General features: G+C 64.0%; 28 protein-coding genes and 1 tRNA gene. 11 read left to right on the top strand and 18 right to left on the bottom strand.

Annotated elements, in window-relative coordinates:
- Window positions 1-18: 18 nt before the first annotated feature.
- The 16 genes from FJ959_RS18175 to FJ959_RS32330 all read right to left on the bottom strand — a co-directional run bounded on the left by FJ959_RS18175 (window position 19) and on the right by FJ959_RS32330 (window position 8,284).
- Complete coding sequence (locus FJ959_RS18175) at window positions 19-396, bottom strand: hypothetical protein (RefSeq protein ID WP_140631227.1); 378 nt, start codon at window positions 394-396, stop codon at window positions 19-21.
- Window positions 393-1,211, bottom strand: a complete 819-nt coding sequence (locus tag FJ959_RS18170) for an HNH endonuclease signature motif containing protein (RefSeq protein ID WP_210239531.1) — start codon at window positions 1,209-1,211, stop codon at window positions 393-395. The genes FJ959_RS18175 and FJ959_RS18170 overlap by 4 nt, the downstream gene beginning before the upstream one ends.
- Window positions 1,208-1,450, bottom strand: coding sequence for a hypothetical protein (locus FJ959_RS18165; protein ID WP_140555176.1), 243 nt, complete (start codon window positions 1,448-1,450; stop codon window positions 1,208-1,210). The genes FJ959_RS18170 and FJ959_RS18165 overlap by 4 nt, the downstream gene beginning before the upstream one ends.
- Entirely contained in the window at window positions 1,447-2,001 is a 555-nt protein-coding gene (locus FJ959_RS18160) for a hypothetical protein (protein WP_140631224.1), read from the bottom strand. The genes FJ959_RS18165 and FJ959_RS18160 overlap by 4 nt, the downstream gene beginning before the upstream one ends.
- Complete coding sequence (locus FJ959_RS18155) at window positions 1,998-2,591, bottom strand: hypothetical protein (protein WP_140631221.1); 594 nt, start codon at window positions 2,589-2,591, stop codon at window positions 1,998-2,000. Before FJ959_RS18155 ends, FJ959_RS18160 begins: the two co-directional genes overlap by 4 nt.
- Window positions 2,584-2,880: a hypothetical protein gene (locus FJ959_RS18150; RefSeq protein ID WP_140631218.1), complete on the bottom strand. Its 297-nt coding sequence runs from the start codon at window positions 2,878-2,880 to the stop codon at window positions 2,584-2,586. Before FJ959_RS18150 ends, FJ959_RS18155 begins: the two co-directional genes overlap by 8 nt.
- Window positions 2,877-3,173, bottom strand: coding sequence for a hypothetical protein (locus FJ959_RS18145; protein ID WP_140631215.1), 297 nt, complete (start codon window positions 3,171-3,173; stop codon window positions 2,877-2,879). The genes FJ959_RS18150 and FJ959_RS18145 overlap by 4 nt, the downstream gene beginning before the upstream one ends.
- Window positions 3,166-3,354, bottom strand: coding sequence for a hypothetical protein (locus FJ959_RS18140; RefSeq protein ID WP_140631213.1), 189 nt, complete (start codon window positions 3,352-3,354; stop codon window positions 3,166-3,168). Before FJ959_RS18140 ends, FJ959_RS18145 begins: the two co-directional genes overlap by 8 nt.
- A complete protein-coding gene (locus FJ959_RS18135) occupies window positions 3,351-3,965 on the bottom strand; it encodes a hypothetical protein (RefSeq protein ID WP_140631210.1) in 615 nt (204 codons plus the stop codon). Before FJ959_RS18135 ends, FJ959_RS18140 begins: the two co-directional genes overlap by 4 nt.
- Window positions 3,962-4,693, bottom strand: a complete 732-nt coding sequence (locus FJ959_RS18130; RefSeq protein ID WP_140631207.1) for a DNA methyltransferase — start codon at window positions 4,691-4,693, stop codon at window positions 3,962-3,964. The genes FJ959_RS18135 and FJ959_RS18130 overlap by 4 nt, the downstream gene beginning before the upstream one ends.
- Window positions 4,690-6,057, bottom strand: coding sequence for an MT-A70 family methyltransferase (locus FJ959_RS18125; protein WP_140631205.1), 1,368 nt, complete (start codon window positions 6,055-6,057; stop codon window positions 4,690-4,692). Before FJ959_RS18125 ends, FJ959_RS18130 begins: the two co-directional genes overlap by 4 nt.
- Window positions 6,057-6,323 carry a DUF2312 domain-containing protein gene (locus FJ959_RS18120; protein WP_140631376.1) on the bottom strand — a complete coding sequence of 89 codons (267 nt, stop codon included), beginning with the start codon at window positions 6,321-6,323 and terminating at the stop codon, window positions 6,057-6,059. Before FJ959_RS18120 ends, FJ959_RS18125 begins: the two co-directional genes overlap by 1 nt.
- Before the next feature lie 59 nt (window positions 6,324-6,382).
- Window positions 6,383-6,751, bottom strand: a complete 369-nt coding sequence (locus FJ959_RS18115) for an HNH endonuclease signature motif containing protein (protein WP_140631202.1) — start codon at window positions 6,749-6,751, stop codon at window positions 6,383-6,385.
- A complete protein-coding gene (locus FJ959_RS18110; protein ID WP_140631199.1) occupies window positions 6,748-7,035 on the bottom strand; it encodes a hypothetical protein in 288 nt (95 codons plus the stop codon). The genes FJ959_RS18115 and FJ959_RS18110 overlap by 4 nt, the downstream gene beginning before the upstream one ends.
- Window positions 7,032-7,514 (bottom strand): hypothetical protein, encoded by a 483-nt coding sequence (locus tag FJ959_RS18105; protein ID WP_140631197.1) that lies wholly within the window; start codon window positions 7,512-7,514, stop codon window positions 7,032-7,034. Before FJ959_RS18105 ends, FJ959_RS18110 begins: the two co-directional genes overlap by 4 nt.
- Before the next feature lie 122 nt (window positions 7,515-7,636).
- Window positions 7,637-8,284 (bottom strand): hypothetical protein, encoded by a 648-nt coding sequence (locus tag FJ959_RS32330; RefSeq protein ID WP_246678948.1) that lies wholly within the window; start codon window positions 8,282-8,284, stop codon window positions 7,637-7,639.
- 50 nt (window positions 8,285-8,334) lie between these two features.
- Between FJ959_RS32330 and FJ959_RS32325 the strand changes: the two genes are divergently transcribed.
- From FJ959_RS32325 to FJ959_RS18050, 10 genes are all read left to right on the top strand, one after another.
- Window positions 8,335-9,000 carry a helix-turn-helix transcriptional regulator gene (locus FJ959_RS32325; protein ID WP_246678947.1) on the top strand — a complete coding sequence of 222 codons (666 nt, stop codon included), beginning with the start codon at window positions 8,335-8,337 and terminating at the stop codon, window positions 8,998-9,000.
- Between the two features lie 727 nt (window positions 9,001-9,727).
- Window positions 9,728-9,955 (top strand): hypothetical protein, encoded by a 228-nt coding sequence (locus tag FJ959_RS18085; RefSeq protein ID WP_140631192.1) that lies wholly within the window; start codon window positions 9,728-9,730, stop codon window positions 9,953-9,955.
- Window positions 9,956-9,960: 5 nt separating this feature from the next.
- Window positions 9,961-10,266, top strand: a complete 306-nt coding sequence (locus FJ959_RS18080) for a hypothetical protein (RefSeq protein WP_140631189.1) — start codon at window positions 9,961-9,963, stop codon at window positions 10,264-10,266.
- On the top strand, window positions 10,266-10,457 hold the full coding sequence (locus tag FJ959_RS18075; protein WP_140631186.1) for a hypothetical protein: 192 nt from the start codon (window positions 10,266-10,268) through the stop codon (window positions 10,455-10,457). Before FJ959_RS18080 ends, FJ959_RS18075 begins: the two co-directional genes overlap by 1 nt.
- On the top strand, window positions 10,454-10,603 hold the full coding sequence (locus FJ959_RS31815) for a hypothetical protein (protein WP_181172042.1): 150 nt from the start codon (window positions 10,454-10,456) through the stop codon (window positions 10,601-10,603). The genes FJ959_RS18075 and FJ959_RS31815 overlap by 4 nt, the downstream gene beginning before the upstream one ends.
- Window positions 10,596-11,645 (top strand): phage Gp37/Gp68 family protein, encoded by a 1,050-nt coding sequence (locus FJ959_RS18070; protein WP_140631183.1) that lies wholly within the window; start codon window positions 10,596-10,598, stop codon window positions 11,643-11,645. Before FJ959_RS31815 ends, FJ959_RS18070 begins: the two co-directional genes overlap by 8 nt.
- Window positions 11,642-12,013, top strand: a complete 372-nt coding sequence (locus FJ959_RS18065; RefSeq protein ID WP_140631181.1) for a DUF4031 domain-containing protein — start codon at window positions 11,642-11,644, stop codon at window positions 12,011-12,013. Before FJ959_RS18070 ends, FJ959_RS18065 begins: the two co-directional genes overlap by 4 nt.
- The gene (locus FJ959_RS18060; protein WP_140631178.1) at window positions 12,010-12,330 is read left to right on the top strand and encodes a hypothetical protein; all 321 of its coding nucleotides are present in this window, start codon (window positions 12,010-12,012) and stop codon (window positions 12,328-12,330) included. Before FJ959_RS18065 ends, FJ959_RS18060 begins: the two co-directional genes overlap by 4 nt.
- Before the next feature lie 38 nt (window positions 12,331-12,368).
- Window positions 12,369-12,584 carry a hypothetical protein gene (locus FJ959_RS18055; RefSeq protein ID WP_140631176.1) on the top strand — a complete coding sequence of 72 codons (216 nt, stop codon included), beginning with the start codon at window positions 12,369-12,371 and terminating at the stop codon, window positions 12,582-12,584.
- Window positions 12,584-13,798, top strand: coding sequence for a tyrosine-type recombinase/integrase (locus tag FJ959_RS18050; RefSeq protein WP_140631174.1), 1,215 nt, complete (start codon window positions 12,584-12,586; stop codon window positions 13,796-13,798). The genes FJ959_RS18055 and FJ959_RS18050 overlap by 1 nt, the downstream gene beginning before the upstream one ends.
- 3 nt (window positions 13,799-13,801) lie before the next feature.
- On the opposite strand, the gene FJ959_RS18045 is transcribed toward FJ959_RS18050, so the two are convergent.
- Window positions 13,802-13,875: transfer RNA gene (locus FJ959_RS18045), tRNA-Cys, on the bottom strand.
- A gap of 221 nt (window positions 13,876-14,096) precedes the next feature.
- Between FJ959_RS18045 and FJ959_RS18040 the strand changes: the two genes are divergently transcribed.
- Entirely contained in the window at window positions 14,097-14,348 is a 252-nt protein-coding gene (locus tag FJ959_RS18040) for a hypothetical protein (protein WP_140495746.1), read from the top strand.
- A gap of 55 nt (window positions 14,349-14,403) precedes the next feature.
- Here FJ959_RS18040 and FJ959_RS18035 read toward each other — a convergent pair whose 3' ends face one another.
- A complete protein-coding gene (locus FJ959_RS18035) occupies window positions 14,404-14,664 on the bottom strand; it encodes a hypothetical protein (RefSeq protein WP_140495745.1) in 261 nt (86 codons plus the stop codon).
- Window positions 14,665-14,782: the final 118 nt, after the last annotated feature.

Raw genomic sequence — 14,782 nt, 5'->3', positions numbered from 1 at the left:
TGGCCATGATGGTCGGCTTCATGCGACCAGCCTCCTCGCCCAGCTCAGGATGAGCGCCGCAGTTGGGGTGTCAAATCGTTCAAGCCGCCCCTCGATCTCGCGAACAGCGTAGAACAGCGCATCAGCCTTGCTTTCGGCGAACTTCCCCCATTTCGCGCCGACCCTGTAGCCACTGCCGCCGCTATCGCAATGGACGCTCGTCGACCACATCCACAGGCCGTTGTCATGGCGGTGAAGCTCGATCGTCGCCTGATCCCAAGCCATGCGCTTGTGCGGCAGCACGAACACCAGATCAGGGTCAGTTTGCAAAACCGCCCCATCAGGGTCGACCGGCATGATCACGGGCGGCCGGTGCATGGCATCGAAGAGGCTCAGTTGCTGGACTGCCGAGGTCATGCCGCGCCACCTCTGGCCTTTTCGCGAACGCGATGCTCCAGCCTGGCGATTGCCATGATGGTCGGCTTCAGTTCTCTCGGAGCATGGTCGTAATCACGGCCAGATTTGCCATTCAGCCGCGGCAGAAGCCCTTGAGGGACCAACTCCCAGTTCGATGGATCGGTGTTAGTCTTGTCGCCGAGACACTTCAGCACCATACCGTCCGGCACCGGGCCGTTCGATTGCTCCCAAAGCCATCGATGCTTGTGAACACTCCGTGTCGCCGCGCCAGTCCAAGGGTTGGGCTGATCGATGACGATCCAGACATAGCCGTGGCGGTCGATCCGCTCATGCCCTGCGCCACGATAGGTATGTGGCCGTTGCCCCTTCTTGAATTGGGTCACCGCGCTGTTCGCATTGAAGGGCATCTTCTTGCCCTTGGTCGCGGGCACCGAACCTTTTTCGAACTGCCCGGTCCGTCCTGTCTTCCAGCCCTCGCGTTTGCGCAGACTGTGCAGCTTGGCGGGCGTCGCGTCGCTCCGATCGAACTTCTCTCGAAACGCGGCGCACCAGGTGTTGATTTCCATCGTCGAGTTGCCGCGCAGCCATGCAATCTCGGCTTCGGTGTATTTCAGCCGACGGCCCTTGTAACGGGCGGGGTCGCGGCCGACCTTCCAGCCCAGTCTTTTGCGGAGACCGTGAAGGTGTATCTGCAATATATCCGGTCGGTCGAACTCGGCTCGGAAAGCTCTATGATAGTCGCTGATGACCATGCTGCGATTGGCCTCCAGCCACGCCATCTCGGCGGCGCTGTAGAGGATGCGATTTCTCCTCATGACCCTTTCTGCCCTTCGATCTGGGGAAGATAGGGTGCCGGGTCCGAGCCATATTCAGCGACAAGCTCCGCCGCCCTGATCTGGAGGGCTGCATTGCGAATGATCTGGTCGGCCACCGCGACAATGGCCTCGCCGCGAACCGATTCCTGATCGATCTGCTCCTTGGTCAGGTCCTCGTCGGACAGGCGTTCGAGTTGCGCGAACAGGTGATTGTTCAGATCGGAAAGCCTGTTTTTCATCGTTCCGCCTTCAGCCATGCGGCGAAATCGGCGCGCAGCGCTTTCCACGCCTCGCTGGCCCGGCCGCCTTCGTTGATGTCTTTTCGCGAGGTGACGCCGAGGAGCGAGCGCACCTTCTGCGCCACGCGCGCGTCGGTCAGCGGGCGTTCAAGCCCGTGCCGCTCTTCCAGGAACACCTTGAAGGCCGGCTCCTGGCACTTCATCGCGCATTCGGCGGCATAGTTCTTAGGGTCGCTGGCCGCCGGCGGCCCGGCCGGCGCGTTGCGGCGCGCCGGCTCGCCCTTGAGCGTGCGGATCGTGCCGAAAGCTTCGTCGAGCAGCCGCAGCAGGAAACGCACCGTGTCCGGCGCATCGCAAAGAAAGGCGATCTCGTCTGAACTCGCTTCGTCGAAGCGTGCCAGCACGAACAGCTCGCCCATCTCGCCGCGCGCCTCGATGAAGGCGCCGGCCTCGCCATGCACCCGCGTCCAATCGGCCGGAGCAATCGCCGCCAGCGACGCGCGGACGGCGCGCAGCCTGTTGGCATTTGGCGAGAGCGCGACGGCGTTCATTCCGCCTCCCCCGCCAGGACTTCGAATATGGCCTTTCCGACAGGCGTCAACGCCCATGGCGTCGGTGCGCCACGGCCGATGCGGCGTCCGCGCACCATGATGCCGCGCGCCTCCATGGCGGTCAGCACGTTGGGAACCAGCATCTTGGTTTCATGCCGAAGCAGCGCGGTCAGCGCATACATGCTCATCCGGCACCAGCCGTCGTCGTCGGCATGCATGCCGACCAGGTGAATGACGGCGCATTGGCGCAAGGTGAGATAACCAGCCTCGCCGAACGGGCGACGCCCCTGCCCGACAGCCTCGAACTCGGCGCGGCCTTCGCCGATCAGGTCGTTTGCCATGTCGGTTTCGAGCAGCTTGGCCAGCAGTGCCGCCGCCAGCACCTGCGGGCTCTCGCCGCGCGCCATGGCTTGCCGTCGCAGCCCGTCCGCCACCGGACCGCTGAACGCGACGTGCAGCGTTTCGCTCGCGCGCGGGCGAACCGGCCGAGTCTGGCGGGCCGCCCTTTTCTGCTTGGCGATCAAGGCCGGCGAGCGCATATCGTTGCGCGGCAGGTCCCGGTCGAGCTGGCGCAGCGCCGCGTCAGCCATGGGAAGCCCCCGCGGCGAATTCGGCCATTACATCGCGATAGTGGTCGAGGGTTTTGCAGAGATCGGCCGGCGCAAGCCCGGCCGCGTCCCGCACTGCCAGGCACATCGATACGCGCAATTCGACAAAGGCCATACCGACCTCGAACCCGCCGCGCCGGCACGCGGCAAGGATCACGTCGTGATACTTCAGCATCACCGAATCCGGCATGCGCAGCAGCGTGTCGGCTCGTGCGCGGTCGCCATCGGCATCGTGCAGCTGGCGCAGGATCGGCAGCATGGAATCGGTCATCTGCCGTCTCCCGTTTCACATGGGACAGGTGGTGTAACCCACTGGTCCGAAATGCTTTTGAGCGTCACGCGGCGGTGCGGCGGGCGCTCCAGATAAGCGTAGGGGTCAAGCCCCGCCATCTCGCACAGCAGCAGGTAATTGCCGGCCGACAGCGTCTTGCCGTTGATGGCGCGCGACAGCATGGCGCGGTCGGTGTCGAGCCACTGCTCTTCCGCGCGGCGCAGCGAATAGCCGAGCGCGTTGAGCCGGTCCTGAAAGTCATTGGCGAAGCGCAGGAAGGAGATCTCAGCCACGCCCCGCCTCCCGCAGCTTGCGGTCCGACGCGCGCTTCAGCCGCTTCAACTGCCGTTCGGTTTCAGGATCCGGCGCGCGTTCTTGTCGCTCCGGATAATGCGTGTCCCCGCGCAGCCGCTTGGCCTCGATCGCGGCGGCGTAGCAACCGGCGGAGTTCTTGTCGGGGTCGTATTTGGTCATAGGCCAAACTCCCCCTGCGCAGGCTGGTCACCAGCCCACGTCGCTCCCATGAACTCGCCAGTGCGTGAATTGAGGACACCGTTGGCGCAGGCCCGCCACAGCACGACGTCGACAGTGGCGGCCCGGTACCCGGTGGCGGCAGCTAGCCGATCGCACAACGCTTGCGCCGTCGTTACCTCGCGATCAGCCAGGCGCTGCAGATGCACGTCGGGCTTGGCGACATCGGCGCCGAAGTTCTTGGCGAGGTGATATTTCGTGATGTCGCCGATCCACGGCAGCGAGGCGCAGAATTCGATCTTGTCTAGAGCAGCGTTGTAGCGCTCAAGCAGTGCTGCACGGCCATTCCAGATGTCGTTGATTGCCGTGGCTTTACCAAGGTGGCCGAAGACATTCCTGGCGTTGCCGCCGCGGTAGAGCTCGTCGCGGCACTTCTCGAAGATGCGACGCGCCACCGTGTTCTTCATGCCGGAATTGCAAATGACGAATATCGCCTCGAGGGCGAAATCGTCGGCATCTACCGGCGGCTTCAGGTTTTCCGACCATTCGATGTCCTCAAGTGCCTGCTCGCCAAGGGCGGTGATGATGTTCCGGAAGTCGGCTGCCGTGATCATAGTTCCAACGCCTCCTGCTTCGGATCAGGAGCACGAGGCTCAACGAACATGTCAGGCTGGGCATAGGCCTTGCGGATGCGCTCGCAGGCAATGTCGAAGTACGTTTCGTCGATCTCGATGCCGATGAATTTGCGGCCGAGCTTGACGCAGGCGACGCCCGTGGTGCCGGAGCCCATGTAAGGGTCCAGGACTGTTCCCGACTTGGTGCGTTCGACACACCAAACCATCAGGGCGATCGGCTTCTGTGTGGGATGCCCCGTCTCGGTGCCGAACGGGCTTCCCGTCAATTCCGAACGCCGGCGCCCATTGCTGTCCGGGGCGTGAATCGCAAAGACACCATGGCCTCCCGACTGCCAGCCGATCTCGGCATCCGAAAGAAAAGAGCCATAGTGCTCCGGGTGCTTCTTCAACCAGATCAGCGTCTGGCCTACGGGAAGGCGGGAGGCATAGTGGTTAGCTCCCCACAGGATAGTCTCTTTGGCGTTCAGCCAAGGCGCCGGATCGAACGGCCTGTCATCGTTAACGATCTGCCGGTCGTTTCTACCCTCGCCGCGCCCAATCTTCCGCTTCCCGCCTGTATAGCGACGGCTGTCGGTGTTGAATGACATGCCATAGGGCGGATCACTGACCACGGCCATGCCGCCCGCCAATAGCGGCAACACCTGCAGGCAATCGCCCAGGATGAGCCGGCAGTCGCCGATGATTTCCTCGCGGCGGATGGCGTTCATGCCGGCACCGCCTTGCGCGGCCGGCCGCGCTTCGGCTTGGGCGCTTCTTCCGCCGCGATCATCACGTCGAGCGCCTTCACCAATGCCATGCGGCCGGTTTCGGTCTGCATGCCAATGGCGACGGTTTCGATCAGCTTGGGGTCAACGTCGAACGTCGGCGGGGAAGCGCCCCCCTCTGCCCTGCCGGGCATCTCCCCCTCAAGTGGGGAGATCGGCTGTTCCGCCGCCTCGCCAGCCTCAAACCCCCAGGCATCCCAACCCGGCCTTGGCGAGCGGCAGAACATTTCGAGCTTCGGCACGCCGGGATAGAGCCGCTCGATCTGCTCGGCATACCAATCGGGCTTGGCGCTATGCGAGGAGACTGGATGCGCGGTCAGCTTGCGCGGTTGCGTGCCGGGCAGCGGCGCAGGGAAATCGCCGCGTGTGCCGATCAGCAGCAGCTCGCAATTGTCGAAGCCCCAATAGCCGGTGCCGTGCTGCTCGCCGGGATATTGTTTCTCCCACGCCCAGTAGGACTTGAAGACGAATCCCCAAGCCTGCATGCAGGCCAGCCCATTGGCGAGGTCTGTCACCCACAGGAACAGCACCGCGTTCTTTGTCGCCGGGCAGCCGAGCGCGAGGATGTCGGCCAGGTCCATCGTCGGATAGTGGTTTTCGGCGCTCTTCTCCCGTCCCGTCACTTCGGAATGGACGATGAACTTCCACGGAGGATCGGCGTAGACGATCGGATAGGTCGGACCTTCGCCGCCGTCCTTCCACCAGATCGGAGCGGTGGCCTCGCCGCGCTTGGCGATCAGGCCGAGATGTTCGACCCGCACGGCATGCGCGACCTTCTGCCGTTCGGCGCGGATGATTTTGGCGCCCTTCAGGAACTCGCCGACATTCTCGCGGTCGGGGACGAAGGCGGTCTTGATCGCCTTGCGCGCCGGCTGGCGTACGCCGTCCTTGCCCTCGACCTCGTCGTGGTGGGGAATTTCCCCACCGTCGACCATGCGCTTGCGGACGCCCGACACGGTCTTGTGGTCGACGCCGAGCATTGCGGCGACCGCCCGCGACGAGATCGACGGCGTGTCGCGCAGCTGGTCGGCAATGACCTCCTGCTTTTGCGCGGTGCTGAGATGCCGGCGGGCGAAATTGAATTCGCGCGACAGGGTGCGCTTTTCAACTTCGGATAGCCCCTTGCGCACGAAGCGCGGCCAGTCGACCAGGCCAAGGCTTTCGCAGATCTCGACACGATGATGGCCGTCGATGATCTCGCCGGCCTCGTCATATTCGACCGGCACCAGAACGCCATGCGCGATGATGGAGCGTTCGAGCGAGGCATATTCTTCGGCGGAGAGGCGCGGCAGGAGCTGGTATTTCATCACACCATCCCCAGCGCGGCTTTGTAGAGGTCGAGGATCGCCTCGGCTTCCTGCCGCTCCGCCTGGTCCATCTTCCGGAGTTTGACCAAGGTGCGGACGGCCTTCGTGTCGAAGCCCATGGCCTTGCACTCGGCGAAGATTTCCTTGCGATCGTCCGAGAGCGCGTCGATGTCCTCCTGCACCCGCTCGATGCGCTCGATGAACGCGCGCAGCTGTCCGGCAGCGACCGTCTGCGGTCCGCTCGCCTCGTCAGGATCCGCCGCCATCTTCGCGCCCGGGCGTTCGCGGGCAGGACCGCGTGGGGTGTAGGGATCGTATTCGTCGCTCACTTAGCCACCGCCTTCCGGCGCCGCTTGCGCTTGGGCGTCAGGCCGCGCGCTTCGTCGCGCCGTTTCTGGTTCTGCTTGTGGGTGACCATCTCCAGATGGTCGTCGCGCACGCAGCGGCGCGTGCGGCACTTGTGGTCGAGCTGTTTCTTGCCGGGGATGTAGCCGTGCTCATTCGTGAAGCTGACGCGATGCACGGCGACGGTCTGGCCGTCGAGTTTCATGCGCGGATAGTCGCCGCCGCGCCCATTGCCGGAATCGGGACCGACCCACAAATGGCAAGGCGTTTCATAGCCGGTGTCGACCACCTCGATATTGGCGGCGATCTTGGCCCGGATGACCTCGCGGCGCGTCAGCGGCAGGGTCATCCGGCCAGCCTTTCCAGCACACGCGGCGCGGCACGCTCTGCCGGCGTGCCGCGTCCTACGCTCAAGCTACGGTGGAAAGCGCAGTAGCAACGCCCGGCAATGCCCGGCAGCCAGTCGGCCTCGCTCACATCAGCCGCGCAGAAGCGCGTCGCTGCGCCGTCGCCGCGCAGCGGGAACCGGCATTGATGGCTGTCGAGATCGGCGAGGATCCTGCCGAGGCCGGGCTTGCCGCCGGCTTGTGGCGCGTCGCGCCCGGCGATCATGTCGAGGACGCTGCGCATCACTGCCCCACCACCTTCAGCCCGCCGCCGGCGACGACGCCGGCCAGCGCGTCGTCGATGTCGGCGTTGAGGCTGGCAATCTTGGTGGAGATGCCGCGCAGCAGCGTCGCTTCGGTCGGTGTCACGACGCCGTCGGCACGCGCTTTCACCGTCTGCACCACGAGGTGGCCGGCCTGCTCGACCAGGTCGGCCACCTGCTCGGAGAGATTTGCGATGCGCTCGCCGCGATCGGCGGCATCGGTCAGCGCGCGGCCGTTGAACTCCGCCATCACCTGCGTGATGAAGGGCCGCCTGTTTTCTTCGAGCGCCAAAACCACCGGGATCGGCATGAAGGCGCGATCCATGCCGCCATGCCAGCGGCCGACTTGGCCGCGCGAATAGCCGGTGACTTCCATCACGCGTGCAACGCCGCCGCTTGCGTCGATGAGGTCCTCTTGCGCAGCCAGCAGCCGCTGCTGCCACTTCTTCGTGAATTCGCTCAATTGCGCCTCCTCAGGCAAAAGCATTCACGCGGCGGGAATTACCGCCGGCGTTTCCCGTGGTGGGACGGTCTGGAAAGGTTCAGTATTAGCGGGTCCTCAAGGAGGCCCGCAGTTCGATGTCCTCATGGTCCGCCGCTCCTGAATCGGTTTGCCGCTGCCCGCGCGTGACGCGGCAGGTCGGCCAGCTCGTCGCCGAGATCGGCAACCGCACGGGCCAGCGCCCCTGCCCCGATCAACGTGGCGTATTCGGTCAGCGCCAGCGCCACCGCGCGTTCGTTGCCGCAGCGCTCATAGGCGGCGATGGCGCGCACCAGCACCATCACATGGTCGGGCAGCACGATCGCGTTGAAGGGCGCGCCGGCGGAAGGGGCATCGACCGCCGGCGCATGCTCCTGCCCGCCGGAGGCGGCGAGCGGACAGGATTCGGTGAAGTGGGAAAAAGCCGCCGAGGCGCGAAGGTCCGACACCTCGGCGGCAGGCCACGTCTCCTTGGAGGGAGAGGAAATAGCGGGGAGGTCAGCCGAAGCTGCCTCCCCTTCGATACGGCCCTCACGATCCGCAAGCGTCCTGCTACCTGTGCCGGCAAGGGAGGCTTGGGCCTGCGGACCCGCCTCCAGGGATGGCTCATCGTTGGTCGAGGGCCTCTGTGCATTCGGGAATTCACAATCGATGGCGCCGACCTGGCGCGGCACCAGGCGCTCGGCAAAACCGACGCCGGCAAGGCGCGCGCCACGATCGGCAAGAACGGGATTGGCGAGGCGCGGCTTCATGCGGCGTCCTCCGCCGCTGTCGGGATTTCAAAGAACCAAGCATCTTTCCATTGGATGCCGCGCTCGATGGCTGCTCCGCGGATGGCGCGCATATCGTCAAGCGAGGGAGCAACACCGGCCTCCCATCGCGAGACGGTTGCCTGGGTTACGCCCGCCAAGACGGCAAAATCCGCTTGCGTGACCCCAAAAATGTCGAGGCGAATATGACGAATAGCGCTCATAGCGGCGCATATTATGCGCAAACGGATACTTTACAAGCGCAATTTTATGCGCAAGCGGATTTTTATTTATCCGCCGACCGTGGCAGCGTCCGCGCGATGACCATCGAGGACAAAATACGAGCTATTATGAAGGCTACCGGCTGGAAGCAACAGAAGCTGGCCGAGCACTTCCGCGTCTCTCAATCAACCGTCAACCGCTGGCTGTCCGGATCCGAACCGGAAGGGCCGCGCCGGGATGCGATTAATGAAACCTACGCCGTGCACGTCGATGTGGCTGAGCCCACGACCGAGCCGTCATTGGTCCGTGATATCGATGAAGTCCGTGTGATGCTTGAGCGGATCGATGGCCTGAAGCCTGAAAACATCACTGTCCTGCTTTCGGCGATTCAGGGATTCCAGCAGGTCAATGGCGTACAACCATCACCAGCCCCGCCAGGTGATCAACCTGCACTCGCCAGCCGCCCCCATGAATCCGCGCCATCTCGGCGGCGATAGCGTCGGCATATTTCCGAACCTTCGCCGGCGGATCGAGGGTTAGTTCGCATCCCGCCATATCTCGCAATTCCGCCAGTGTCGTCTCGTTGCGCGTCTTGTTGCGCTGCTTCACCTGATGCTGGATCGCCAATTCTAACTCCCAAGCCCTGCCAGAACAGACTAGGAACAAATGCCTAGCCCTGTCAATAATCACTCTGCGGCCCGCATGGTCGCAGTCGCTGTAGACCAATGCTGTTGTGGATGCGCTTAAAGTAGCGCGAGGCTGAATTTCAATGCTTTTCTCGGCTGCGCGCTACTGTGGCGCGAGCCGGGAGTTGATAACCTGTTGAGAACAGGCCGACGGCTTTTAGCCGAGGCTTGGACAGCACCGCCGCTCCCGGCCAAAGCCAGGGTGCGCGATGCCGCCAAGCAGGCGCGCGGTTCGGCGCCTGTGCTGCGCCTATCTCAAGCCGGGTTATCAAGCCCGACTCGACGGTAGAACGGCAGGTAAAGAATGCAAGCGCGGATTGCGTCTGGTAACGGAAGTTAACAGCGCTGTTGCGATATAGTTACCGAACCGGAACATCGAGCCTGGGAGGCTTCCGCTTGCGAATGAGAGCGGCCTGGCGTTCGAAGTTATCCGCCCTAGCGACAATTTTCTATCCGTTTGCGCATTTTCTTTATTGATTAATATCCGTTTGCGCATATTATCCGCTTCCGATCGCAATCCCGCGATGGAGGCAATCCCATGATCACCACACAGCCCCGCCCGGCGCCGGCCATCTCTCCCGCAGCCATGTCCAAGGGCATAGTCGAGCGCATGGCCGACAAGATGCTGGAAATGGGCATGAACGGCACGGCGGTCACACCAGACAGCCTGGCCGAACATTCCAATTTCACCCGCGCCGAGATCGAGGAACACGGCCCCGAGGCCGCCGACCTCGCAAAGTCGCGCGCCGTCCGCCACCAGGGCTGATGGCCATGAGCACGCTCGCCGATCGGCTGATCGCCGCAGCCGCCATGTCTCCCGAGACCGAAGCCTGGATTTCGCGCCAGCTCATGGCCGGCCAGAGACCGTCGCAGATCCTCGCCGCGATCGAGACTGCCAACGTGGTCAGCTTCGCGCCCGAGGGCGTGAAACCGGCCGGCGACAACGACAACCGGCAACTTGCCGGGATGGTGGAGCGCGCCTGCAACGCGCTTGCCGCTATCGACCTTCGCCTCGCCTTGGCCGCCGCCTTCACCTTCGGCATGACGGTTGCTTGCCTCGCCGTGGGGGTGCACTGATGAAAGGCGACCTCATCGCCATCAGGCGTGGCAAACCGGTCATCCGGTGCCCCAACTTCCCCGAATGCCGCTGCGGCGACGACTGCACCGACCGCAGCGACATCAGAATGGTGCGCCTGCTGTTCGGCCTCTTCATCACCGTCACCCTCGCCATCGGCGTCGGGCTGATCGTCCTGGGGCTGCGCTCATGACCGCGTTCCGCATCCACTATGCCGACGGCAAGCGCCTCCTCGTCGATGCCGAGACGCCGAAGGAAGCCGCCACCAAGGCGGTGAAAGCCGGCCACATCGGCGCCGTCCTCAAGATCAAGATCGCGAAGGACGTGAACCATGGCTGACAAATCCGCCATCGAATGGACCGACGCGACGTGGAATCCCGTCGTCGGCTGTTCCATCCTCTCGCCCGGGTGCACGCACTGCTACGCCATGAAGATGGCCGGCCGGATCGAGGCCATGGGCGGCGCGAAGCACTACGCCGGCACCACGAAGAAGGTGAACGGAAACACCGTCTGGACCGGCAAGCTGGCCATGGCGCCCGACCACATCCTGCTGCAACCGCTTGCCTGGCGCGCGCCGCGCCGCATCTTCGTCAACTCCATGGGCGACCTCTTCCACGAGGACGTGCCCGACGAATGGATAGACCGGGTCTTCGCCGTCATGGCGCTGGCCCCGCAGCACACCTTCCAGGTGCTGACCAAGCGCGCCAGGCGCATGCGGGAGTATCTCGATGCCACGGATGTTGCCGTTCGTATCTGGAAGCAGGCATTTTCGATCGGCCGCGACTTCCCCGCACTTTCCGGCAAACTCTATTCGCTGTGGAATCCAGAACATGCCGCTGCCCGCGCGTGGCCCCTCCCCAACGTCTGGCTTGGCGTCTCCGCCGAGCGCCAGCAGGAAGCCGACGAGCGCATCCCCGAGCTGCTGGCCACGCCGGCCGCGATCCGCTTCGTCTCCGCCGAGCCGCTGCTCGGGCCGATCGATTTCCGCTATCTCCAGCCCGGTGATCCGCCCGTCGAGATAGACGCGTTGAACGGCACACATGGAGTATTGCGCCCGCACGGCGGTCGTTCCGGTCGCCTCGACTGGATCATCGTCGGCGGCGAGAGCGGTCCAGACGCCCGCCCGATGCATCCCGCCTGGGCCCGATCCATCCGCGACCAATGCAAGACCACCAGCACGGCGTTCTTCTTTAAGCAATGGGGAGAGCATCGCCCGCTGACTCCCGCTGAACACGGCCAAGCATGCGGCGCCACCCTGGTCGGCAATCCATTTGATAAGGACGCCTATTTTTTGCGCGTCGGCAAGAAAGCCGCCGGCCGGCTACTCGACGGCGTCGAGCACAACGCCATGCCAGGGCCTCGCGAGGTGCCCGCCCTATGAGCGTCTATGTCGACAACGCCAAGCACCCGTTCGGCCGGCTGCTGATGTGCCATATGTGGGCCGATACGCGCGCCGAGCTATTCGCTATGGCCGACAGGATCGGCATCCAGCGCAAGTGGTTCCAGCGCCCGCCCGGGCTTGGCGTCGCCGGCATGGATGCATCATGGGAGCATTTCGACATCGCCCAGTCGAAGCGCGCTCTGGCCGTGGCGGCCGGCGCGATCGAGACGGATAAATACGGCCCGGTCGAGCACACCGCGCGCCTGAAGGGCGATCAGGCCAAGCTCGACCAGATCGCGCGACTGCGCGCCAAAGGCTACGGAGCTGGTGCGATGCCGGCCGACCCTAAGCAGGGAGAACTGCTTTGACCGAGCGGTCCAACAAGGGCGGCGCGCTATCTGCACCTGACCTTGCCCGAATTCATGGAATTGCTGCCGGCATCGCAGAGCTTCTGGAATTGGAGGCCGGCTTGACCTCCCTGCCCTACATCTTCCGCTGGGCCCGCCACGGCCGCAAGGGCGAGCGCTGCGCTGTCACGGCACGCAGCCGCGCCGGAACCGCCTCATTCGCCCTGGCGGGCTTCGGGCGGGCCGCTGTGGCCCGTTTCAACTCCATCCGGGTCGAGTTCGCCGACGGCTTCGTGATGGTCACCAGCGGCAACGCCATCCGCAAGGCAAAGCCGTGAAGCACGACACGTCACCAATAACGGCCACGGTGCCCCGGATGGCCATGTCGCTGGCCAAGGTGGCGATCGCGCTCGACGTCAGCCCGAACAGCGTGCTGCAGATGGTCGAGGAAGGCCTATTGCCGCGCCCCCGCGTCTGGCGGCGCCGGAAACTGTGGCGCGTGGCCGAGATTGACGCGGCCCTCGCCGAATGGCCTACTGACGGCGACGAGGAAGGGGAAGTCGGCGAACCGGGACGGTGGGATGCTGACTGATGTCGGATTTGGCCACCATCGATCTGCCTTATATCGAGAAGAACAAGTCGCGCCATGGCAGCATGCGCTACTACTTCCGCTTCGAGGGTGTGCGCATTTGTCGCTTGCCCAAGGATCCCGACAGTGAAGCCTTCTCGACCGCCTATTGGTTGGCCCGCAACCAGGTCGAGAATGGCGCAGCGCCGGCGCCGGCCCGGAAGGCCCTGCCCGGCCAACCGCTGCCGAATACCTTCCGCTGGCTCTGCATGCTCTACATGCGCTCCGATGCTTTCCTGAAGCTCGACAAGACCACGCAAGGCAAGCGTCGCCAGATCATCGACGCCATGTGGCTCGAGCCGGTGAAGAAGGATGGCACCGACATCTTCGCCGACATGCCCATCAAGCTGCTGACCATCGACAACATCACCAAGCTGCGCGACCGCAAGGCCGAAACGCCATTCGCCGCCGACGAGCGGTTGAAGATACTGCGCCAGGTGTTCGACACGACACGGCCCGGCCGCGACTGCAAGCCCGAGCACATCATGAAGGTGAACACCGCCAAGTTTGTGCGTTCCTTCCGCATGAAGACGGAAGGCCACCACACCATCACCGGCCCCGAGATCCGGCAATATTTCGAGCATCACGGCGTCGCTTCCAAGGCGGTGCTTGGGCTGGCCCTGCTGATGTATGTCGGCTTCCGTGTGTCGGACCTTCAGGCGATCGGCCCCCGGCACCGCCGCGGCGACTTGTTCATGTTCCGGGTTTTCAAGGGCCGCAACCGCAATCCGAAGACGCTGGAAGTGCCCATACACCCGATTCTGGGGCACATCCTGTCGCTGCACAAAGTCGCCGGCCTCTACTACCTGATGACCGAATACGGCGAGCCCTACTCGATCAAGGGCCTGTCGCAGCGCGTGTCGGAATGGTTCAGCCAGGCTGGGCTACCGCATTGCACCGCGCACTCGGTGCGCAAGGGGCTGGCCACAAATATCGCCGATAACGAGGCGACCGATTCGATGCTGGACGGTCTGTTCGCTTGGTCCGACGGAAAAACCTCGAAGATTTACACCGCCCGAAAGAATCAATCCCGCCTCGCCAGGCAGGCCGTGCAGCGCATCGACTGGGGGGATTTCGGGAACTTATTGCCACACCTTGGCGGTGAGGGTTCGGTTCCGGCTGCCACACCGACCGAAATTATCGAACAAAATCATTCATCAAGCGCACAGCGCGCTTGAGAATGGAGGCCTCGCCCGGAATCGAACCGGGGTGCAAGGATTTGCAGTCCTCTGCGTAACCACTCCGCCACGAGGCCTCGTTACTCCCGGCGTTCCACCCGGTTCCAATAGGTTGCGGCGAAAAAGCCGTCAAGCGGCGACAATGCATTCGCGACGGTTTCGCCTGCGCCAGTCCCCGCACCCCGCCCTAAATGCGAGACAGGGCGGTTCGAGCTGCGTTAGCAAGCCGTTAAGCATGGCGGATGATTGGGAGAAACTCCGCGCACCGGGCTGCGTTGAGGCCGAGGAGGACTGCGCCATGCAGCTGGCCAAACCGGACGAGTCGACCAACAACGCGGACAGCTCGCCGCTGCTGGGGTGCGAGGAGCTGGTGCGCTACGCCATGGATTGCCTCAAGATAGAAGGCACCGGCCGGCTTTCACCGCGCGACCGCGCGCGCCTTGCCTCGGCTTCCGCCGTCCTGAAGGAAATCAGCGAGGATCTGAGAGCAGGCCAGCAGGACGCCCCGGAGGAGGCGAGCACTGGAACGCAGGATAGCGCTGCGATTTGATTCGGGCCCCAAAGGCCGCCGCGACGAAGCCGGGCAAGGTCCCCGGCGTGGCCGATCAATCCGGCCGGCGCCGCCGTTCCCACCAGACGACGAACCGGCGCCGATGGCGGCGCACCATGGCGAATTCGTAGGAGAGCACCAAAAGTCCGAGCGGCACCATCCAGAAACCGAGAATCGGCAAGAACCCCAGAATGCCGCCAATCGTCAAAAGCACGCCGATTGCAATCCTGAGGCCGCGCGAACGCGGCATGGTGAACTTGCGCCCGAAGACCGATATCTTTCGCGCCGGTGCCTGGTTTTCTTCTGCTGCCGTCATCTCGAATGGCCGGTCCGTCTGGTGGTTTGAGGATGTCACTTGACGAAAGCCGCGACCGCGCATTCGGTTCCGCGCCCTCGCAAAACGGCTAATATGAGGACGAACGCCGCCGATTGCG

The sequence above is a fragment of the Mesorhizobium sp. B2-2-4 genome (assembly GCF_006442375.1).
GTDB lineage: Bacteria > Pseudomonadota > Alphaproteobacteria > Rhizobiales > Rhizobiaceae > Mesorhizobium.
Note: the sequence above shows the minus strand (reverse complement) of the source record. Positions and strands in the feature narration are given on the sequence as shown.